Genomic DNA, 22,938 nt, shown 5'->3' with positions numbered 1-22,938 from the left:
CTTTATTCCAAAAGATAGATTTACCTTTACTGAAAAATCAGAATATGACAAAAATTACAGTTCAGAAAACAGACGTTACGATCTTAAAAATCAACGATACAGATTATATTTCCTTAACTGACATAGCTAAATACAAGACAACAGATGCCAACGCTGTTATTGCTAATTGGCTACGCAATAGAATGACTATTGAATATTTAGGATTATGGGAGATATTGTATAACCCCAAATTTAAACCCCTCGAATTCGAGGGGTTTAGAAAGGAAGCAGGACTAAATGCATTTACTCTTTCACCTCAAAAATGGATAGAAACAACCGGTGCTATTGGAATCATATCCAAATCGGGAATACAGATGAGACACATTATCTTATTTTTTAGACAAAAAAACATAAGAACAAAAAAGAAACATGGAAATAGAAAGTTTGATAAAAGCTATTATCCAGTGTGCTTATAATGTAAGAACACACCTTGCAGCAGGTTTTCTTGAAAATGTTTATCAGAAAGCATTGATGATAGAATTAAAAGAAAAGGGTATTCATGCAGATACAGAAACTCCTATAAATGTATATTACAAAAATGAAATTGTAGGAGAATTCAGAGCAGACATAATCGTAGAAGGAGAAATAATCATTGAACTTAAAGCGGTACAGCATCTTCTTCCTATACACGAAACCCAATTAGTAAATTACTTAACCGCTACCAATACAGACCACGGCTTATTAATAAACTTTGGTGGTGAACGTATCGAAATAAAAAAAAATTCAGAGAATATAAACATAAAAATAACGCATAAGAAAAAATATGTTCTTTTGTTCTTATGTCTAAAAGCAATAAAAATTTGTCTATTATGGAAATAAATCAAGCAGCCCCCAAATTTCAGGATGTGTCAATCGCACCTATGCATACAGCGGAGCATCTACTTAACGCTACCATGGTAAAGACCTTTGGTTGCCCGCGCTCCCGTAATGCCCATATAGAAAGAAAAAAGAGTAAGTGCGATTATATTCTTTCATCTTGCCCTACAGCGGAACAGATACAATCTGTCGAAGATAGAGTGAATGAAGTTATCAGTCAGAATTTGCCGGTGACTATTGAATTTATGACGCATGAGCAGGCTAAAGACATCGTAGACCTCAGTAAACTGCCTGCTGATGCCAGCGAAACACTTCGTATCATTCGCATTGGAGATTACGATGCTTGTGCCTGTATAGGACTACACGTATCCAACACTTCAGAAGTGGGAACCTTCAAAATCATCAGTTATGATTATGATGAGGAAAGACAGACGCTTAGACTAAGATTCAAACTAATCGGTAAGAAGTAAGCAGATTATCAAATTAATATCTATCTTATATAAAATAAATAAAAACAGGATACATTTTGTCACCAAACAAGTAAAATTGGCATTATATAAATGACAAATAGACAATTTCAGTCTCAAAAATCTTATGGCATGAGGTTTGCATATTTAAGAGTGAATGACGGTTCAAGAACTGACGGTGAAAATCGGGATAATTCCTGTCACCGGAAGTGAAAGTTCCGAAGTCCAAAATTGAATTAATTGAATGTTTAACTTAAAGATAGGAGACTAAAATTATGATGCCTGTTAGAAGAACTCAAAGTTGGTTACCAAGTATCTTTAATGATTTCTTTGATAACGATTGGATGGTAAAAGCAAATGCTACCGCACCTGCAATTAATGTTTTGGAAACAGAAAAGGAATACAAAGTAGAACTGGCTGCTCCGGGCATGACGAAGGATGATTTCAATGTCCGCATTGATGAAGACAACAACCTCGTCATCAGCATGGAGAAGAAGACTGAAAACAAAGAGGAGAAGAAAGATGGTCGCTATCTGCGCCGTGAATTCTCATACTCCAAGTTCCAGCAGACAATGATTCTACCGGATAATGTAGACAAAGAAAAAATTGCCGCATCCGTAGATAATGGCGTTCTGAATATTGAACTTCCCAAACTCTCTGAAGAAGAAGTGAAGAAGCCCAATAGACAAATTGAAATAAAATAATACAGTAACCAACTTATCACCGGAAACGGTGATAGAAACAATAAAGACAGCTCTTTCCGATAGATGAAAAACGAGCTGTCTTTTTATATACTTAAAGGTATATTCTTTATTGATTCTTCCGGTAACCAACCACCGCCCAACTATTAAACACAACTGCAAAGAACAGCAATATTCCCAACTGTGGCAATAAATCAAAGAACCCGCTTCCTTTGAGATATACCATCCGCATCACTTCCATAAAATAACGCAAGGGATTCAACCTGGTAAACCATTGTGCCCATTCCGGCATACTGCTGATCGGAGTGAACAACCCGCTCATCAATATCAGAATCAACAGACAGAACCACATCACAAACATCGACTGCTGCATCGTGGCTGAATAATTGGAAATAACAAGTCCGAAACCGGACATCACCAATACAAAAAGAACCGCAAAGAAGTAAATCACTACAAAATGCCCGACAGGCACTATGCCATAAATCAGCCATGCCAACAGGAAACACAAAGTCAGTACTATAAACCCGATCAACCAGTAAGGCAGCAGTTTGGCTATAATAAAAATGAACTTCGGAACCGGTGTTACATTGATTTGTTCAATCGTCCCCACCTCCTTTTCGCTAACCACATTCAAGGCAGGCAGAAATCCGCAAATCAATGTCAGCAACATAACCATCAATGCCGGAATCATGTATAACTTATAATTCAAATTCGGATTAAACAATCCCTGAGTATCAATGCGGATAGAAGGAAAAGCACCGGAAACGGCAGCAGCTTCAGGACGTTCCGAACGCAATTCGGCAGCATAATCATTAACTATAGAAGCCAAGTAAGAACTTCCAAGTCCCCCCTTCGTCCCATTCACCGCATTGGCAGCAATTAAGATATGAGCATCTTCACCATTCATCCAATCCCGTTCCAGATGCCCCGGAATCTCCATTACAATATCCGCCGTTCCGGTTTCAATATTCCGGAGACCTTCTTCATAAGAAGCCGGCACTTCCACCAAACGAAAATAAGTGGAAGCGGCAATTTTATTTACTAATCGTTGAGAGATAGCCGAATGATCATTATCCACTATATTCAACTGGATATTCTTGATTTCCAAGTTCACCGCCCAAGGCATCAGCAGCATAATCATGCATGGAAACACAAGAATCAATTTCGGCAGAAACAAATTGCGGAGCAACTGTTTAAACTCTTTTTCTATCAGGAACTTTATCATAAATAATTCTCCATTTAGCCCATTATTATTCCAACCGGTACTTGAATTTCTTGAAGCTGACCGTTATAAGCACCGTCGCCATCAACAATAAAATACCAATCTCCTTCACTACAAATAGAACCGGAACGCCCTCAATCATCAACTTCCGCACCGCCTGGATATACCAACGTGCCGGAAGTATATCTGAAATCCACTGAAGTATCAACGGCATACTCTCAACAGGGAAAATCATCCCCGACAAAAGCATCGTGGGCATCATCAGCATCAAACCCGACACCAACATAGCGGCGACCTGTGTCTGTGTGACCGATGAAATCAGCAATCCCAAAGCCAGGGATACGAAGATAAACAACAAAGACACCGTTATCAACCAAAACAAACTTCCCATCACCGGAACATCGAGTACAAAGACCGAAAGCAGCAGAATCGTTATCAGATTGACAAATGACAAAACAAAATAAGGTACAGCTTTTGCCAAAATAATGAATAATGGCTTCACGGGCGAAACCAACAGCACCTCCATCGTACCCGTTTCTTTCTCGCGAACAATGGAAATAGAAGTCATCATGGCACAAATCAGCATCAGAATCAGTCCCATCACTCCGGGCACAAAATTATAAGCGCTCTTCATCTGAGGATTATACAGCAGTTTGATGTCAGGAGTCAGACGGGCAGCGGAAACATCCGGTGGCAACATCTCCTGTCCCACCATAGAAATAATTCCGGTCGCATAATTTACCTGCGAAGTCGACATATTCGGATCCGTCGCATCTACAATCAACTGCACACGGGCATCGCCCGCATAAAGCCCGTCCATAAAACGTTCACCGAAAACGATTGCCATATCAACCTCACTTTTCAGAAAGGCAGCCTCCATCTCCTGCGGCGAATGAAAACGGGCGGTAACAGTAAAGTACTCACTGGCATCCAGGCGATCAATGATTTTCCGTGTCACCATATCATTCGAAGGATCGAGCACCGCCAACCGAACATTCTTGACTTCCGTGCTGATGGCGAAACCAAACAAGATAATCTGTACCACGGGCATCCCCAACAGAATCAGCATCGTTCGTCGGTCACGAAAAATATGATAAAACTCTTTCTTTACAAAAGCTATAAACTGTCTCATAATCAATCTGCTTTACGCACCGCATCGCGGGCTAATTTTTGGAAAACATCATCCATCGTTTCCACTCCGAACTGCTGCTTCAGACGAACAGGTGTATCAAGCGCTTTAATCTGCCCGTCCACCATGATAGAAATCCGGTTACAGTATTCCGCTTCATCCATATAATGCGTAGTCACAAATACTGTGATTCCCTGGTCGGCAGCCTGATAAATCAACTCCCAAAACTGCCTTCGCGTAGCAGGATCCACTCCACCGGTAGGTTCATCCAGAAAGACGATTCTTGGTTCGTGAAAGATTGAAACCGAAAAAGCCAGTTTCTGTTTCCACCCCAAAGGCAGGCTTTTCACTAAAGTATCCCGTTCATCAGAGAACCCCAAACGTTCCAACAGTTCTTCAGTCTTTCGTTCTATCTCCTGTTCTTCCATTCCATAGATTCCGGCAAACAGGCGGATATTCTCCCAGACTTTCAAATCTTCATATAAAGAGAACTTCTGACTCATGTATCCGATATGCTTCTTCACCTGTTCAGCTTCCCGGAAAATGTCATATCCCGCAACTTTCCCTACACCCGATGTCGGCTTGCTCAATCCGCAAAGCATACGCATAGCGGTTGTCTTCCCTGCTCCGTTAGCACCCAGAAAGCCAAAGATTTCTCCGCGGTTCACCTGAAAGGATATATGGTCTACTGCCATAAAGTTCCCGAAACATTTTGTCAGCTGGTCTACTTCAATCACAGGCGTCGCCTCATGCCGTACTTCCTCCCGTTCCAACGAAGGCGGACAAAGGATAGAAGCGAATCGTCGGAGAATACGTTCAGGTGTGTCAATGCCATGAATCTGTCCATGATTGATGAAAGCAATCCGGTCACACTGACGGGCTTCGTCCATAATTGGAGTCGAAACGATAATCGTAATTCCCTGCTGTCTTAGATTCCTGAGCATTTGCCAAAACTCTTTACGCGACACAGGATCTACACCAGTAGTAGGTTCATCCAAAAATAAAATATCCGGTTTATGAATCAATGCGCAACTTAATGCCAGTTTCTGTTTCATACCACCCGACAAAGCTCCTGCCCTTCTCTTCTTGAACGGTTCTATCTGCTGATAAATATCCTTGATTAAATCATAATTTTCCTGAATAGTCGTATGGAATACCGTAGCAAAAAACTCCAGATTTTCTTCCACTGAGAGATCCTGATAGAGCGAAAAGCGACCGGGCATATATCCTACCCGCGTACGAATCTGCTTGTAGTCTGAAGCGACATCCAGTCCGCCAATAGTTGCCGTACCCTTATCAGCCAGCAATAGAGTAGTCAGGATACGAAACAAGGTACTCTTTCCCGCACCGTCAGGCCCAATCAGCCCGAAGATTTCTCCCTGCTCCACTGTAAAAGAAACTCCTTTCAGCGCTTCCACCTTTCCATAACTTTTGCTGACTTCTTCCACAACCACTATGGGTTCTCTTCCATCCGCCCCTTTCATCTGAATTTCCTCTTTTTAATTCCCAACTTTCATTTTCACTCCACCATACATGCCTATCTTCAGCGCTCCGTCATTCTTCACAGCTATCTTCACCGCATAGACCAAATTAGCACGTTCATTTTTTGTCAGAATAGTCTTGGGGGTAAATTCCGAACGGTCGGAAATCCAAGTAATCACACCCGGATAAGCCTTCTGCTCCGAATTTCCATAATCGGCATAAACAGTCACCTTATCTCCCAACTTCACCTGTGACAACTGTTCGGAAGTGATATAAGCCCGCAGGTACATTCCATCCGTTTCCGCCACCTTAAACAACGGTCTGCCGACAGATGCCAGTTCACCGGCTTCCGCATATTTGGCCAGTACCGTACCTTCAATAGGCGACTGAATGTGGCATTTATCCAACTGGTCTTCCACCTGCGCCACTTGTATGGCGACTGAATTTCCCTGTTCCGTCAGACTGTTCGTACTGTTCAGCAATGATGATTCCTGTGCTGCAAGCTGTCTTTCGAGCAATTTGACTTGTGCATCCCAGTCGTCCAACTGTTTCTGATTGGCCGCACCCGCAGCAAGCAAGTTCTCCACCCGCTTCTTTTCACGTTCGGCCGTAGCAATTTGCTGTTTGGTAGCGGCAATTTGTTTGGCAAGATCCGGACGCTGACTTTCCACAGATTTCATACTGGCTTCCAGTTGCAACTTCTTCAGATATAACTGTACCGTATCGACCAATCCCACTTCCTCACCTGCTTTTAACCTTGTCCCTTCCTCTATATCCAGTTTCAGCAATTTTCCCGTAGCTTCGGCAGAAACAATGACTTCCGTTGCTTCAAACGTACCGGTGGCGTCATAATCAGGCGTTCCGTTTCCACAGGCGGATAACATTACCAATGCCATCCCCCACATTCCTATCTTTGTTATTCCTTTCATATCCTGAGAAGTTATTTTAATAATTCGTAGTATATTTCAATTGATAAATACCCATCAACCGCTGAATCTCATGCAGGGCTTTCGACTGACGTGCCAGGCTTTCATTAGTCAGTTCCCGAAGCATCTCGGTCACGGTCAATGTACCATTAGCCACTTTTGCCTCAGCCGCTTTGCGGATATTGGTACGCAAACGGATAATTTCATTATCATCCTGCATCTGTTTCTCCAACGAACGGATTGCCTGCTCCTGCTGTGTCATTTGTAACCGCGTATTGAAAAGAAACACATCCCGGTTATTGTCCAATTGCTGACGCTTGTTCTCAATCACCCGCCGGTCGTTCTTCAACGTATACAAGCTACCGAAATTCCACGAAAGCCGTACACCTGCAATATAATAAGGAGAAAATTCGTTTTTCAACATATTCAACCCCGGATTCCCATAAGCCCCCTGCACGAACAATCCGAATTGCGGAAGATGGCGCACATTGAGCGCTTTCTCCTGTACTTGCAATCCGGCTCCCTGTGCATCAAACAAAGACAGTTCCGGCCGGCGTATTTCACTGACAGCCGAAACCTCATCCTGTGGAACAGGTTTCTCCAACGTAGTCTCCTGCGACAATTCTTCTCCCACCAACAGCGAAAGCATTTTCAAATACGCGACACGCGACGAAACAAGATCCACCCTCTTCTGACGGGTATTCAGTTGCTCCACTTTCACTGCATCCAAATCCGCCTGGTTGGCTATTCCATTTTCTACATAAGCAGTAATCTGACGATAATTCCGTTCCAGTTCATCCTGCAACAATTCATTTTGTCGCAACTGCTCATCCAGCAACAGGATTCCGAAATACAAATCATTCACACGACTGTTCAGTGCATACATATCCACATTCAGTCTTTCCTTCTCTATTTCAGCCTCCGCCGTTGTCTGCTTCTTCTGCATACGGATTCCGCCACCATCCCAGATTTTCTGTTGCAATTCCAACACAACCTGATACTGGTCTTTGGGCAAACCTTTTATATCCACTCCAGAAAGCTTCACAGGGATTTCCGTCACTTCACTCTGATAAGAAGCTTTGGCCGAAAGAGCCAATTGAGGTAAATATCCTCTGGCCGCATTTTCCAGACTATATTCCTTTGTTTTCTCCACCAAGCCATATTGATGTACCAGCGGATAATTCTCCTGCGTTTTCCGTTGACATTCTTCCAACGTAATTTGCGCATACATACCCGATACGAACAACAAAAAGGAGAAACTGAAAATCATTCTTTTCATACGCATCATTACTTTAAATTCTTCGATTTCTTCGAAAGGCAAAGATAGGTCTTTCAAAGATACATTCACATTCTATAAGTTGGCAAATATGTTCCGATTGTTCGATTTATCAGAAAAAGGATGATGTATATAAGGCTTTTTATTACCTTTGCCGGAAAAGAATGAAAGATATGGAACAGAAAGACCCTATGGAATTAGGACTTAGAACACTAGAGAATCTGAAAGTCGTCCGCAACAACGAATTCCGCTTTATCTCTTCCGAATTCGGATTCGTCAATAGTTTCAGAAAGATGGAAGCCACCTTGTTCTCTATCGGTCAGCCATACCGAATCCAAGAAGGACGTATCATATTTGTCAATCAAGGCTCCGCAAGAGTTCTAATTAATCTGATAGAATATACTATCCGGCAAACACACTTTTCGGTAATCACTCCTAATTCTATCGTTCAGATCATAGAAATATCACCTGATTTCGACATGCAGATGATGGCAATGAATCAGGATTTCCTTCCAATATCCGGGAAGGAAGATTTTTTCTCTTATCTTCTCCATCATCAAAAAAATATCTTATTGCTATTGTCTCCGCAAGAGGTACTGCAAACGGAATATTATTTTACCTTGATGTGGAATATACTGCAAGAACCGACATTCCGCAGAGAAGCTATCCGCCATCTTCTGGCCAGTCTTCTTTATTATATAGAATATATCGCCCAAAGCAACATGCTGATGAACCCTGTCCGGCTGACACGGCAGGAAGACATTTTCCAACGTTTCATCTCCCTTGTGAATGCTTGCAGCAAGAAAGAGCGGAACGTCAACTTTTACGCAGACAAGCTATGCCTCACCCCACGTTACCTGAACACGGTCGTCAGGCAAGCCAGCCAACAAACAGTAATGGACTGGATAAACCAGTCCATTATACTAGAAGCCAAAATATTGCTAAAACATGGCAACCGGCTTGTTTATCAGATTTCCGATGAGTTGAATTTTCCTAATCCGTCTTTTTTCAGCAAGTTTTTCAAACGGATGACGGGAATGACACCCCATGAATACCAAAACTCGAAATAACTTTATTTCGAGAATTCCTTGATACGTTGTTCCTCTTCCAATTTGCAAATCAGCAACGTATTATCTTTTTCGGCAATAATGTATCCGTCCAGTCCTTGCACTACCACCCGTTTTTCTTCACTGGCGTGCACAATGCAGTTCTTACTGTCATACAGACGGATATCTGTCCCTACCGTAGCATTTCCCGATTTATCCTGTGGCAAGAGTCCGCGCAAAGCTCCCCATGTACCCAAATCCGACCAACCGAATGAAGCGGGCAGTACATAGATTTCCTGCGCTTTCTCCATCACTGCGTAGTCGATAGAAATGCTTTCACAAGTCGGGAACAGCTTCTTTATCGTTTCACTTTCTTTCTCCGTGTAGAAATCGGGGAAGATACGGTCAAAAATCTGTGCAATGCCCGGAACATATACACGCATCACTGAAGTGATGGTACGTACATTCCACACAAAGATTCCGGCATTCCAAAAGAAATTACCTTCTGCCAAGTACTTCTCCGCAGTTTCTTTATCCGGTTTTTCCTTGAATGCATCCACCGTAAAAATCTCCTTGTCCGTCATTATCTGCTCTCCAGCAGCGATATATCCATATCCGGTTTCCGGACGGGTAGGTCTGATACCTAGGGTAACAATAGCACTGCTATCATTCGTAAAACCAAGCGCCTTCTCTACCACCCGACGGAATTCCCCCGTATCAATAACCAGTGCATCCGAAGGAGTTACCACGATATTTGCATTCGGATGTTTCTTTTTAATTTTCCAGCAGGCATAAGCAATGCAAGGCGCCGTGTTCCGTGCACAAGGTTCCGCCAAAATATTACTCTCCGGCATCTCAGGCAACTGCTCCCGAACAATATCTATATATTTTTCAGAAGTTACCACCCACATATTTTCCTTCGGGCAAACACCGTCAAAACGGTCGGCAGTCAACTGAATCAGCGACCGTCCACACCCCATTACATCAATAAATTGTTTCGGACATTCCGGTGTACTCATCGGCCAAAAACGGCTGCCAATGCCACCAGCCATTATTACGACATGATTATCCATACCTGTTATTCTCCAATTTTAAAAATAATTGCGCAATTTACTCCAAAATGTCCAATTTCGCAAGGAAAATAAAAGAAACTAACTAAAGTTTATTCATTCAGTTTCTTATTATTGTGGTTAAAAGTGAACGATAGGTACAATTAGGTACACCGCATACTTTTCTCACATGGATGCACGTACATCCATACATAAATCGCATATGGTGCTTTATAAGATTCCTTTTTATTCAAACTTTATATTCTTTTCCTTGTTATAAACAAAAATATCAACGATCTTCACAGACAGTTGATATTAAAGGAAATCACACCGGCTTTTACGCCGACATGAGGGCGTTGATCAGGAACATACCGCTGTACATTTCCTGACCTACAAAATGTAGGGTTCTTCATGTGTGTATCATGAAGTTAGGGACCTACATATTTCATCTCACTTTGGGTTAAAATAGTAAGTAGTATACCACTATTTAGTTATTCTTTATCGTTAGATTGTTCTCCATAGCCATAACCATAACGTTTAGCATAGCCATAATATTTACCATATTTACCATAACCATAATAGTAACCATACTTTTTCTTATTCATATCAAGTCCATTGATGACTGTACAAATATTGGGCAGTTTTTCTCCTTCAGCCAATTCATTAATCAGTGTATACTCTGCTTTATGGGTATAGTCTGCACGGCATACATAAACGGATAAATCAGCCGCACGTCCTACAAGTAATGTATCTGTTACCATGCCAACAGGAGCTGTATCCAATATTACATAATCAAACTTCTGACGCAATATTTCGATAGCTTTATCCAAACCGTCACGTGCAAGCAATTCAGTCGGATTAGGTGGTACAGTCCCACCTGGAAGAATAAACAAATTCTTATTTATATCTGACTGCTGCACTAAATCCATTAAATTTATAGTTGTATTAGTCAGATATTGAGTAATACCATGTTCTTTTTTAGGAATATTGAATACTTTATTCAAGCCCGGCTTACGAATATCAAGTCCTACAATCACAACTTTTTTCCCTAACAAAGAAAGACTGATCGCAAGATTTCCTGAAACAAAGGATTTACCTTCACCACTAATCGTTGAGGTCACCAAAATAACATTCTTACCATTCTCAAGCATAAACTGAAGATTAGTACGAATGCTCCGGAAAGTTTCACTCATCAGATTGTTCTTATTCTCAAACACAGCGATAGAACCTTGCTTTTCAGAAGTTAACGGAATATCACCGACAATTGGAAGCGAAGTCAACCTTTCTACATCCACTCTACCCTCAATCTTTAATTTTGTGAGTCCAATCAAATAAATGATACCTATAGGAAGTCCCATGCCTGCTACCAAAGCAGCCAGATAAATAATCATCCTCTTTGGCGAAACAGGATTATCATCAGGTAGTGCTTCATCAATAGTTTTAGCATTATTCGCAGTAGCTGCCAAGGTAATTGCATTCTCCTCACGTTTCTGGAGCAACATCAAATAAAGACCGGCTTTGATTTCCTGTTGACGGGCTATACTAACAAATTGACGTTCCTGAGTCGGTGCATCACTAATACGACGCAAATAACGGTTTGCTTCGCGAGCCAAATCATCTTTTGTAATCTGCAATCCTTTTAATGTAGCATCTAATGTAGCTTGTACATTACTTTGCATTGCCCGGATACTGGTATCCAAGTTCACTATAGTCGGATTATTTTCCGTTGATGTCCGCAACAAGCGTTTTCTCTCTACCAACATCTCATTATATCGATCTATAGCACCGGCCAATGCTGCATCTTGTAGTCCGACATTACTTGGCAACACCTCATATTCATTACCTTTCATATAGCGATATAAATCCATCACCAAGTTAATTTGTGTCTGATTCTCAACACGTTTTTTCTCATATTCAGCATTTCCTGTCAACGCAATCTGAGCTTCACTTGTCAAGTCTGTAATACCGGCACTACGTTTAAAATTTTCCAAATCTTGTTCTGTACTACCAAGCTCTTTCGAGATAATGCCAATACGTTCATTAATAAATTCTGCTGTTTTCTGAGCTACCTCATTTTTATCATTGTTGGCATTGATGTTATACATCATCAGCAACTGATTGATAAAATCCACACCACGCCGCCTATTTGAATTTTTCAATGATACAATAACAACAGAAGTAGTCTTTGACGTAGGAGCAATTGATAAAGCATTAGTATATCCTTTAGCTACAGCCATCGGCCTATTTATAAAGGCGGTAATATGCCGTTCTTCGCCTTCTTCTTCCGGTTGGATTACCGCCAACGTATCCTTGTTTTCAAAAAAAGCTACCGTTCCTTCATCAGTAGGAAATACCGCCGGCAACTTGTCAAATTGCTTGCTGTATTCTTTATCATCCACTATAATTTGCACATTCATAGCCCCTGTTGATAGTAAAGTCATTCCCACTTCCATAGTTTTCGGAAGTTTCTCAGCTTCCTGTGGTGTCATACTTACCAATACAGGAGAAGTTCGGTATAGCTCCTTTGCAGGAAATGCATCACCATCCCTGTAAGTCACATATAAGTTCAACTGATTCACCACCTCACGAGCTAATGACTTGGAACGTAGTACTTCTATTTCATTATCCACATTCTTCGATGAAGACATAAAACCATCTAGTCCCATTTTCTCCAATTCCGATCCCATACTGGCTCCTCCTCCTTTTTCGTCATCTTTTATCAAGACAGTAGCAGATATATTATATATCGGAGTAGTTGTAAACAAATAAACCCATGCGCCAACCATACAAATGATAACCGAAGCTACAAACCACGGCCAATGAATCAAATAGCGGAAAATAATCTGTTGAATATTTATCTGTTCTTCATCCGCCTGGTTAGTTCTTTCTTTTTTTTCCTCAATCATAATATTTTATTATTTCAAAATAGTTACTAGCAGGCTTGCCAATGATACTACTATAGAAGTAGCCGAGAACCAAAGACTTGTGCTATTACCAATATCCGAGTTGCGTGCCTTCGCTTTATTTGGAGTCACATAGACTATATCATTTTGTTGTAACCAATAATAAGGAGACAAAATAGTTTCAGCCTTATTGAGATCAAGCGTTATGATCTGTTGTTTGCCATTGTAATCTTCACGAATCAACTTTACGTTGTCGCGAAGTCCATATACTGTCATATCGCCTGCCATTGCCAACGCTTCCAGCAAATTAACCTTTTCATTATTAATAGTGAATGTACCCGGGCGGGCAACTTCGCCAATGACAGAAATTTTGTAATTCACCATACGCACTGTAACAATTGGAGTCTCCTTTATATAAGGTTTCAGCTTTTCTACAATCATTTGCTCTGCCTGTTTCTTCGTCAATCCACCTAACTTCAGTTCTCCTAATACAGGAAAATCAATAGTGCCTTCATTACTTACCAAATAGGTTTGCAATGTAGGTTGAGCTGTTGTATATTTACTCATTTCATTAACATTCACCTGGCTTGCAATGGTAAGATTAAACGGCATAGCCAATTCCGGACTAGTACATGACACAACAATAGTTAGCAAGTCTTTCGGCATAATCTTCGCATCATACATTTTATCCTGTTGCGCTGTCTGTTCTATGACCTCAACATCCTGTAGATATGGTACTTTTTTATACGATTGACATGCAACCAAAAGAAAAGGTAACATCAACCAAAATAATTGTCTATTTAATCTGTTCATAAATTTATTTTATTTAAATATTAAATCTTACCCATTCTCACCAATTGAAGAAAGCGTATTAAATGAATCTGACGCTTTATTCGTGATGGCTGTTTAACTAATCTATATGCAAACTCTAAATTATGATCTACCCACCATTTAGGCGCACGTTTCACATTTCCCGTATATACATCGAAACTACCTCCCAATCCTTGGTAAATAGCCATATGTTGTTGAAACATTTCCTCCATTAGCAATTCTTGTTTTGGAGATCCCATTGCCACAAATACCACATCCGGTTTCCTTATTGCAATATCAGCAATCAATTCTTGTTTTTCCATGTCCGTCTTGATATAGCCATTTCGATAGTTAGCAATGTTAATGCCTGGAAATTCCTGTTGCAATTTCCCTACCGTACTTTCAATCACTTCCTGCCTACCACCTACTAAGTAAAAACTTTTCCTCTCTTTATATAAAGAAGCTATAATCTTCAACCACAGTTCACACCCCGGGATCTTAACAGCATCTTTATACCCATGTTTTTTCAAAGCCATCACAGCACCAATCCCATCACAGTAACCAATGTTTCGGTTGATAATATCCCGTGTCTGATTGGTAGCATGCAGAATCTTTTCAGCATTGATAGCTACCAAAATACCTTTACGCCCTTTCACATATTCCAATAGCTCTGAAAAAGCTTTGAACGGATGCACTTTTACACCGTTCAATATTACTCTGTTGTCTTGCATCGCGATAATATATAATAACTTAAAGCATTAAACATAAATGCATTGCTCCAACGCATATAAGAAATCTTCGAGCTTATTCCTTTTTTAAGCTGATAATAGAAATATCCTCTTTCATCTTGCATATTCTTTATTGTCCAGTTCAGTACTTTCTCAGCCATTTCCTGATTTTCATTAAACTGATGCAAACGATGTAGAGTTATGAATAATTGTCCCGGACAATGAATATCTATCGGATACATCCGATTATGATAATACTTAGGAGCACCATCCTTTTCAAAAAAATGTCTGATATAGAAATTAAATCCTTTTTCAATATGCGAATGATATGATTTATCTCCTGTCTGTTCCTCATATGCTATCAAACCGTCCAGATTATATCCTGTATGGAAACTATCAATCCATGATTGCACGGGCAGCATTCCATATACCCACGAACCATCTTCTCTTTGCTCATTACAACAAGCAATCACAGATTTTCTTGCAGTTTCTTTATATAAATCGTTTCCTGTATAGTGATAGCAATAGCTTAATAGTTTACTCCCTAACAATGAGGCATTGAATACTGTATCATTTCCTTTCAGTGGACTATATGAGAATAAAAAGCCATCATTGCAATCAAACCGGTGTAAGTCATTCATTACAAAGTTTGCTGCAGAAAGTGCCACATCCAAGAAATTCTTTTCCCTTGTCACCTCATAAGCTTCCATAAGAGCAGTAGCACAAAAGTTTGTTGCCACTACCGTAGGTGTATACTTAGGAAATAAAAACAATCTCCGTGCTTGCCAGTCAAAATTATATCCCCAACAAGCACCTGCATAACCTTTCGATTGAAGTGAGACTAATAGCTCTGCCAACTCTCTTATTTGTTTCAATAGCATACTCTTGGTTCCCAATTCCGTTTCTAACTCTGGAGATTTGCAAACCACCGCATATAAATTACAATATCCTTGTAGAAATAATCCTATTCCCTTTGCATTATATTCTTTAGGAACGAGCGCAACAGGACGCAAATTAATAGGACATCTTTTAAACCCCTGAATGATGATTAATCTGCATAAAGCAAAATTCTTCAAAAAAGGAAGTACGTGAAAAAGTCTCGAATTCAATCCATCGTAAGGATCCCATCCCTTAAAATGCTGTGATTCACAATATAATTTAAGTTTCAGTAGTGCTTTAACACTCTCATTCTTTAATGTCATTTCTATATATTTCCGTTATTGTTTGATATTTAAAACAACTGTTTGTTTCAGACAATAAATATTCAAGTCCCCCGCTTGAAACAAAACTTTTAGGATGACCAACGAGTACAAATATATTTCTATCTTGTAAAGCAATCAACGATAAATATTTTCTATGCATCATAGATGAGAAAAGACAATAGTCCCAAGTTTGATATTCCTTTTCAAAAAAATATTTAACCTTATCAAGCTTTCCTTTATGAATTCCGCTCGTTTTTGCTTCAAAAGCATCTTTAGCTGACTTCCGGTTCTGAAATAACGATTTAATTCTTTCGATTGAAAGATATTTAGTCCAACGGATTATTGGAAAAGCAACAATTGGTAATTCCCATATCTTTTTATTTCCGCTTTGTTCCAACGTATTCCCTACTTGCCAATATTCTAAATCTGTAGGTATATTTGAATAATCATAATTTGAAAGAAAACCTATTTCTCTTCCACCAGGATATATAGACGAATCAATCACTAATTCAGTTTGTCCCATTGCACTAACTATATTTTCGGAAGGTTGAATATTATATCCACCAGCACGCAAAGCAATACATTTGTATGTCGGATCAATCTGTTGAATTAGCCCTTCAATAGTGTTTTTTCCTTTCTTCAAGAGATTTACTAAAGAATATTCTCCATCACGTTCATAACTGCCCAACCTCCATTCTTTCAAATTAATGTTCCATTTATTCTTATCCCAATATGCATCAACCCATTGAGGATGAAGGTGTAATTGTATATCATGTCCTGCTTTGTAGGCATCTAACAGTTGCTTTTCAATCGCCTCAATAGGATTATTCTTATATCCCATTGTATTACCTTTAGTCCATTCCTCTTTCAATTTCCAGTATTCTATCACCTCAAAGAAGAAAGTAAAACGTACATTATATTGTTCCGCAATATCTAACAAATGTTTAGTTGGTTCAATCATGTGCTGGAAAACATCTCCAGAACCATTACCATATAGTTCATAATCAAGAGTTAAAAGAAATGATTTCATCTTTTGAATCGAGTAATATTTTGTTCATATTCCATCTTTACTTTATTATAAAGGTCTGTATTATCAATTATGTATATAAAAGAAAAACCAAAATTTACCCTTTTATAAGTTTCGCAATAAAGTGATGCGACATAATCACCTGCACTAATAGCAGAATCCATCAATTTGCCATTGTGAACGTATGTTCTCACCTCTTTCTCATCTCCATTCTCTAACTTCACTTTCAAAAAAAACTTATCAGGTAGATAACATTCAGTTTTGTCTTTTGATAAAATATCTTCTAATGCATGAAAAATAGGAATATTCTTTACTCCCAAACCTAAAGATTTACATCCCTCTTTTAGTAATTTTCCATAAGGAGAGTCCCAATAAAATGGAGTTTGACTAGTTTCATGTCCTTCTGTTAGAATTTCAGCATCCTTTCCCCACACACAAACAGCTTTTGTAGGATGAACACTTTTATAAACACCCGGCATTTTAGAAAAAACATTCGTCAAAATTCCCATACCAGATTTAGTGTTCTTCATATCAAATACATGATTCCCTTTAGCCCATTCGTCAGAATTCATTGGAGGGTAATAAGCCATCATTATCACGCCATTTTTTGTCACGATTGACTGAAGCAATTTTATTACCTCTTGGGGAGAATAGTTAGCATTCAGATTACCAAAGCCTGAAGACACTATAATTTTATCGCCTGATCGTAAACCCAAATCATTAATTAACACTTCCTTCAATTCATCAAGAGATGTCGGAGGAATGTTTCCTTTCATCCGTTCTTTAAGATGACGTTTGAGTCTTTTCAAATGATTTCTTAGCTTAGGAGGTAAAACTCCTTTCAAAAAAAATTTCAGATTTGCCGTCACTTTCAATAACTAATATTATTAATCAATACTTTAACCCGCGCATCCCACGATATCTCATTTTCGGCAATCTGCCTATTGTATTTTCCCATTGTGGATAATTTATAATCCTCATCAAGTATGGATTTTAACTTTTCACAAATATCCTGTTCATCATTACGGTTTACTCTTATAAATCCTTCTTCATGCGATTCTACAAATGATACCAAATCTCCATATGGATCAATCATTACAGGCCGTCCATAACTTAAATAATCTCCTAATTTATTAGGCCATCCCATAGAGCCTATTAGTAAGTCCTTACGCATTAATAAGAATATATCAACTTCACTTATCTTATTTTGTCCTTTTATAACATCGACCCAACCATGCTCTACTATAATATCTCGCAATCCATATTTCTCTATTATTGAGTCTGAAACTTTTTTTCCAAATAAGAAAATCTTAAAATCCGAAGGATAGATTTTTTTTATACATAAAAGTATAGGTAAAATACCCTTTAATTCCTCATCATCAATTCCTATATAGCCGAGCCTAACTTCTCTATTTAAAGAATTTGGTAATTCTTTAAACGATATTTTATCCGGTAAAGAGCCGCCAGGAACCAGTATGATTTTTTCTGGCACTATTTTCATTTCTTCAATAACATAGTTTCTCATTACTTCGGATAATACTAATACATAATCCGATGTTTGTCTAAAATAAGATATTGCCCACAAGAAATACCTTCCAAATAAAATTCTATACAAATGAGATTTTGAGTCATAATATCCGCCCTTCCCTAATAAATCTCCATATTCTGATAAATATTTAGATTTATATATAAACTGATTTATTTTACACGGCCAACCCGAGCAAGGAGTCTCTCCACAATCCGAGTATACCAAGTCACATTTATGGAATAAAGCATATAAGGCTCTCATCATGAAATTTAAGGTAAAAAGCCCTATAGGCAACTTTCTTATGCGATAAGGAATTATAGCATTATAACAGATTATTGTAACTCCGTCAATATATCTTTTGTGCCACAATTTTAAACTTTTCCTTTTTTCCGAAACCAACAAAACAACTTCCAATCCATTATGCGCTAAAGCTCGTGCTAATGGAAAAGTTCTTCCCCAACGTATACCTTCATAATCAGAAGAGCTTATACATAGAATACTTTTATTCATCCTATTTTAATAAATCAATATCTTGAAAAGGAATATACGGTCCCTTTTTAATTTCTAAAATTAAGGTATCAGGTTCTAATACTCTGAGTGAATGCCATTCGCCAGGCATTATTTCACAAATAATATTGCCACTTTCACCACTCATTAAATGGCGTTCCACAATATTCTTATTATCATCGTATTGTAAAACTTCTATTGCCCCCTGTAGCAAAACAAATGTTTCTTTTTTAGGTGGGTGTAGATGACGATGAATAGGCATAAATGTTTCAGGTTGCAAAGAGTTTAAAAGTTTATGAATATCTTCGTCTAAAGATTCATGAATATTATAATTCATACGTAATCGTTCTGATATTCTCGATTTTTCATGTACTTCTGCAACAATAGATTTCCCGATAATTTTCATAACAAATCCATTTTATTAAAGATCCTTTATTTTCAATGTTTTCGCCAAACAACCCTATCCACTACCCCTGTATAGCTTTGAATCAAGTTTACAACTTTAGTCGAAACATTTTCTTCTACATAATCCGGCACAGGAAGACCATAATCACCATTTACATTCATTGTAATAGCCATATCCACAGCTTGCAACAACGATTTTGAGTCAATCCCGGCTAAGATAAAGCAAGCTTTATCCAGTGCCTCGGGGCGTTCCGTACTTGTGCGGATACATATAGCCGGAAACGGACGCTTTATGGAAGTAAAGAAAGAGCTCTCTTCAGGTAATGTACCACTATCGGATATCACAGCAGCGGCATTCATCTGAAGGCAGTTATAATCATGAAAACCCAGTGGTTCATGCTGTATGACATTTGCATTCAACTTAAATCCATTCTGCTCCAAACGTTTTTTTGAACGAGGGTGGCAAGAATAAAGAATGGGCATATTATATTTCTCTGCAATGGCATTGATAGCATTAAACAAAGAAAGGAAATTTTTCTCTGTATCAATATTCTCCTCACGATGAGCGGAAAGTAACATATATCGTTTTTTCTCTAATCCCAACCGCTCCAAAATATCTGAAGCTTCAATGTCGCAAAGATTGGCATGAATTACTTCTGCCATAGGTGAACCTGTCACATAAGTTCGCTCTTTTGGAAGCCCATTCTCATCCAAATAACGACGGGCGTGTTCACTATAACACATATTGACATCTGAAATAATATCCACAATACGCCGGTTCGTCTCTTCAGGTAAACACTCATCCTTACAACGATTACCCGCTTCCATATGAAAAATCGGAATATGAAGACGTTTGGCAGATATAGCAGATAAGCAAGAATTTGTATCACCCAAGATTAACAATGCATCCGGACGTGTCTGCGTCATTAACTTATAACTACAATTAATGATATTACCTACCGTGGCTCCCAAATCGTCTCCTACTGTGTCCATATAGACCTCAGGATCTTTCAGTTTCAAATCCTTGAAGAAAACGCCATTTAAGTTATAATCATAATTCTGACCGGTATGTGCCAAAATACAGTCAAAATATTGACGACATTTGTTAATCACTGCGGCAAGACGAATAATTTCAGGACGAGTTCCGACAATAATCAAAAGCTTCAACTTCCCATTATCCTGAAATCTGATATTTGAATAGTTCATAATCCAAACATTTTTTAACGCATTAATGACCAATACACTGACTCTTGAGTTTATTCAATTATCCATTGAAAATACTCTATCAGTATATTGGCCGAATTAGTATATTACACTTTTTCGAAATAAGTATCCGGATTCTGAGGATCAAAACACTCGTTACACCAAATGAATGTAATCATATCTGTATCTCCCAAGTTCTCTATGTTATGTGTATAGCCCGTAGGAATATCAATAACTTCCATCTTGTCACCTGAAACATAATACTCAATAACCCGGCTATCAGGATTTCTCATATCACGGAAACGAATTACCCCCTTACCACTGACCGTGAGAAACTTTTCATTTTTTGTGTGATGCCAATGTTGCCCTTTTATAATTCCCGGTTTTACAATGTTGACCGAGAACTGTCCACGTTCGGGAGTACGGATAATTTCCGTAAAACTACCACGTTCATCAACATTCATTTTTAGCGGATAACCGAATTTGTCTATCGGCAGATAAGACAAATAAGTAGAATAGAGTTTCTTTGTGAAAGCATCGCCCATATCAGGTACGTTCCAATTATTCCGGCTCTCTTTAAAGTTATAAAGCAAGTCAACGATAGCACCTAAAGTAATGGTATGTACCACAGGCACTGTACAATAATCGCCATCATAATGTTCCATTCCACTTAAAGCAGCAATCAGTTCATTCACCACATCATCTACATACACGAGATTCATCACTACACTAGGATCATTCAGTTGAATAGGTAAATCATTGGCAATGTTATTACAAAATGTGGCTATTGCACTGTTGTAATTAGGACGACACCATTTTCCAAATACATTAGGAAAACGGTACACCAGTACCTTTGCCCCTGTTTCTCCGGCATAATCAAACATTAACTCTTCTCCCGCCAGTTTTGACTCTCCATAAGGATTATTCAGAATAGCCTGCGACGATGATGAAATCATCACAGGACATTTGTTCCCATATTTTTTTAACGTATCCAACAGTACAGAAGCGAAACCAAAATTTCCCTTCATAAACTCTGATTGCTCTTTCGGCCGGTTCACTCCTGCAAGGTTAAACACAAAGTCGGCATTTTTGCAATAGATATCCAACTCGGCAGGATCACTATCAATATCATATTCAAAGATTTTCAATTCTTCACCTGATATAACATAGTTTTTAGCCTTACCACTCTGAATATTATGCAATTGAGATATTAAATTTCGTCCGACGAAGCCTTTGGCACCGGTAACTAATATATTCATACTAATTTTATTGTTAAAACTCAACTTGCTTTTTTATTAGAGATTACTTTCAGGAAAGAGGAATAGTGAAACAATACAAGTTGAGTAAAAGGTTTTAATAAAAATCTCACAAAATATATTTGCTCAAAAGCATAAAGTTATTCACTTCTGATTTCTTTAGCTTTAGCATGCTCTATCAATCCCAAGTCTTCCTGGATGAAACGCAAACGCATCAACTGCTCTTTCATGCCTTCCACATCAAGACGACGAGTGTTATGACTATGATAATCCTCAATTCGGGAAACATCTTCATTCCCTTCAGTAAAGAATTTGTCATAGTTCAAATCACGATTATCACAAGGAATACGATAGTAATCTCCCATATCTATCGCTTTAGCCATTTCTTCACGAGTAACAAGAGTTTCATACAGTTTCTCGCCATGACGGGTACCGATTACTTTCACTTCCGTTTCTCCGTATTTAGGTTCCACCTTTACATAAATCTGTTTCAAAGCTTCGGCCAATGTAGAAAGAGTCGCGGCAGGCGCTTTCTGCACAAAAAGATCTCCATTATGTCCATGTGTAAAGGCATACACAACTAAATCCACAGCATCATCCAACGTCATCATAAAACGAGTCATATTAGGATCGGTGATGGTAATAGGATTACCTTCTATTATCTGTTCGACCCACAGAGGTATCACTGAACCACGGCTTGCCATTACATTACCGTAACGTGTACAGCAAATAACAGTTTGTGCGTCTTCACCAAGTTCACGTCCCTTTGATATGGCAACTTTTTCCATCAAAGCTTTACTAATTCCCATTGCATTAATCGGATAAGCAGCCTTGTCTGTTGAAAGAACTACAACGTTCTTTACACCATGTTCAATAGCAGAAAGCAATACATTTTCCGTACCTAATACATTAGTATGGGTAGCCTCCATTGGAAAAAACTCGCAGCTCGGTACCTGTTTCAGAGCAGCAGCAGAAAACACATAGTCTACTCCCCGCATAGCAACGTCTACAGATGCTTTATTCCGCACATTGCCTATGTAAAACTTCACTTTCGGATTCTGTAAACGATGACGCATATCATCCTGCTTCTTCTCGTCACGACTAAAAATACGGATTTCCTTGATATCCGAATCTAAAAAACGACGAAGAACAGCGTTTCCAAATGAACCGGTACCGCCTGTTATTAACAGGACTTTGTCTTTAAATACTGACATAA

Annotated in this window: 21 protein-coding genes and 1 pseudogene; 5 read left to right on the top strand and 17 right to left on the bottom strand. The window is 38.9% G+C overall.

Translation table 11 applies throughout. The annotated features are described in order from the left end of the window. Positions 1-44: 44 nt before the first annotated feature. The 4 genes and pseudogenes from AB5443_RS07895 to AB5443_RS07880 all read left to right on the top strand — a co-directional run. Positions 45-347 (top strand): annotated as a pseudogene (locus AB5443_RS07895) (KilA-N domain-containing protein); the annotation flags it as partial. Between the two features lie 61 nt (positions 348-408). After that, the gene (locus tag AB5443_RS07890) at positions 409-858 is read left to right on the top strand and encodes a GxxExxY protein (RefSeq protein ID WP_368114033.1); all 450 of its coding nucleotides are present in this window, start codon (positions 409-411) and stop codon (positions 856-858) included. Then, positions 849-1,325, top strand: a complete 477-nt coding sequence (locus AB5443_RS07885; RefSeq protein WP_368114034.1) for a hypothetical protein — start codon at positions 849-851, stop codon at positions 1,323-1,325. Before AB5443_RS07890 ends, AB5443_RS07885 begins: the two co-directional genes overlap by 10 nt. 272 nt (positions 1,326-1,597) lie before the next feature. Continuing rightward, entirely contained in the window at positions 1,598-2,026 is a 429-nt protein-coding gene (locus AB5443_RS07880) for an Hsp20/alpha crystallin family protein (protein WP_052662111.1), read from the top strand. Between the two features lie 106 nt (positions 2,027-2,132). Here AB5443_RS07880 and AB5443_RS07875 read toward each other — a convergent pair whose 3' ends face one another. From AB5443_RS07875 to AB5443_RS07855, 5 genes are read right to left on the bottom strand one after another with little or no spacing between them, the layout of a single operon-like run. Further along, a complete protein-coding gene (locus AB5443_RS07875; RefSeq protein ID WP_368114035.1) occupies positions 2,133-3,248 on the bottom strand; it encodes an ABC transporter permease in 1,116 nt (371 codons plus the stop codon). A 25-nt stretch (positions 3,249-3,273) separates the two neighbouring features. Beyond that, a complete protein-coding gene (locus tag AB5443_RS07870) occupies positions 3,274-4,377 on the bottom strand; it encodes an ABC transporter permease (protein WP_368114036.1) in 1,104 nt (367 codons plus the stop codon). A 2-nt stretch (positions 4,378-4,379) separates the two neighbouring features. After that, a complete protein-coding gene (locus AB5443_RS07865) occupies positions 4,380-5,858 on the bottom strand; it encodes an ATP-binding cassette domain-containing protein (protein ID WP_368114037.1) in 1,479 nt (492 codons plus the stop codon). Positions 5,859-5,873: 15 nt separating this feature from the next. Then, positions 5,874-6,785 (bottom strand): HlyD family secretion protein, encoded by a 912-nt coding sequence (locus AB5443_RS07860; protein ID WP_368114038.1) that lies wholly within the window; start codon positions 6,783-6,785, stop codon positions 5,874-5,876. Between the two features lie 16 nt (positions 6,786-6,801). After that, the gene (locus AB5443_RS07855; RefSeq protein WP_368114039.1) at positions 6,802-8,061 is read right to left on the bottom strand and encodes a TolC family protein; all 1,260 of its coding nucleotides are present in this window, start codon (positions 8,059-8,061) and stop codon (positions 6,802-6,804) included. Positions 8,062-8,231: 170 nt separating this feature from the next. On the opposite strand from AB5443_RS07855, the gene AB5443_RS07850 reads away from it, so the two are divergent. Beyond that, positions 8,232-9,128: a helix-turn-helix domain-containing protein gene (locus AB5443_RS07850; RefSeq protein ID WP_368114040.1), complete on the top strand. Its 897-nt coding sequence runs from the start codon at positions 8,232-8,234 to the stop codon at positions 9,126-9,128. Between the two features lie 2 nt (positions 9,129-9,130). Here AB5443_RS07850 and AB5443_RS07845 read toward each other — a convergent pair whose 3' ends face one another. From AB5443_RS07845 to AB5443_RS07790, 12 genes are all read right to left on the bottom strand, one after another. Continuing rightward, positions 9,131-10,177, bottom strand: coding sequence for a mannose-1-phosphate guanylyltransferase (locus AB5443_RS07845; protein WP_368114041.1), 1,047 nt, complete (start codon positions 10,175-10,177; stop codon positions 9,131-9,133). A 467-nt stretch (positions 10,178-10,644) separates the two neighbouring features. Further along, entirely contained in the window at positions 10,645-13,059 is a 2,415-nt protein-coding gene (locus AB5443_RS07840) for a polysaccharide biosynthesis tyrosine autokinase (protein ID WP_022139258.1), read from the bottom strand. A gap of 9 nt (positions 13,060-13,068) precedes the next feature. After that, positions 13,069-13,869: a polysaccharide biosynthesis/export family protein gene (locus AB5443_RS07835; RefSeq protein WP_022139257.1), complete on the bottom strand. Its 801-nt coding sequence runs from the start codon at positions 13,867-13,869 to the stop codon at positions 13,069-13,071. A 20-nt stretch (positions 13,870-13,889) separates the two neighbouring features. Then, a complete protein-coding gene (locus AB5443_RS07830; protein WP_022139256.1) occupies positions 13,890-14,597 on the bottom strand; it encodes a WecB/TagA/CpsF family glycosyltransferase in 708 nt (235 codons plus the stop codon). Then, entirely contained in the window at positions 14,579-15,796 is a 1,218-nt protein-coding gene (locus AB5443_RS07825) for a glycoside hydrolase family 88 protein (RefSeq protein ID WP_022139255.1), read from the bottom strand. Before AB5443_RS07825 ends, AB5443_RS07830 begins: the two co-directional genes overlap by 19 nt. After that, the gene (locus AB5443_RS07820; protein WP_022139254.1) at positions 15,780-16,826 is read right to left on the bottom strand and encodes a hypothetical protein; all 1,047 of its coding nucleotides are present in this window, start codon (positions 16,824-16,826) and stop codon (positions 15,780-15,782) included. The genes AB5443_RS07825 and AB5443_RS07820 overlap by 17 nt, the downstream gene beginning before the upstream one ends. Next, the gene (locus AB5443_RS07815) at positions 16,823-17,668 is read right to left on the bottom strand and encodes an AAC(3) family N-acetyltransferase (RefSeq protein ID WP_277131406.1); all 846 of its coding nucleotides are present in this window, start codon (positions 17,666-17,668) and stop codon (positions 16,823-16,825) included. Before AB5443_RS07815 ends, AB5443_RS07820 begins: the two co-directional genes overlap by 4 nt. A gap of 26 nt (positions 17,669-17,694) precedes the next feature. Then, positions 17,695-18,861, bottom strand: coding sequence for a hypothetical protein (locus tag AB5443_RS07810; RefSeq protein WP_022139252.1), 1,167 nt, complete (start codon positions 18,859-18,861; stop codon positions 17,695-17,697). A 1-nt stretch (position 18,862) separates the two neighbouring features. After that, a complete protein-coding gene (locus AB5443_RS07805) occupies positions 18,863-19,264 on the bottom strand; it encodes a WbuC family cupin fold metalloprotein (RefSeq protein WP_022139251.1) in 402 nt (133 codons plus the stop codon). 32 nt (positions 19,265-19,296) lie between these two features. Next, positions 19,297-20,469 carry a UDP-N-acetyl glucosamine 2-epimerase gene (locus tag AB5443_RS07800; RefSeq protein WP_022139250.1) on the bottom strand — a complete coding sequence of 391 codons (1,173 nt, stop codon included), beginning with the start codon at positions 20,467-20,469 and terminating at the stop codon, positions 19,297-19,299. A gap of 104 nt (positions 20,470-20,573) precedes the next feature. After that, positions 20,574-21,725 carry a capsular polysaccharide biosynthesis protein CapF gene (locus tag AB5443_RS07795; RefSeq protein WP_022139249.1) on the bottom strand — a complete coding sequence of 384 codons (1,152 nt, stop codon included), beginning with the start codon at positions 21,723-21,725 and terminating at the stop codon, positions 20,574-20,576. Between the two features lie 137 nt (positions 21,726-21,862). After that, on the bottom strand, positions 21,863-22,936 hold the full coding sequence (locus AB5443_RS07790) for a polysaccharide biosynthesis protein (RefSeq protein ID WP_022139248.1): 1,074 nt from the start codon (positions 22,934-22,936) through the stop codon (positions 21,863-21,865). Between the last annotated feature and the right edge of the window lie 2 nt (positions 22,937-22,938).

The organism is Bacteroides sp. RTP21281st1_H5_RTP21281_210402 (assembly GCF_040918965.1).
Classification (GTDB): domain Bacteria; phylum Bacteroidota; class Bacteroidia; order Bacteroidales; family Bacteroidaceae; genus Bacteroides; species Bacteroides congonensis.
This window is presented reverse-complemented; position numbering and strand designations above follow the sequence as displayed.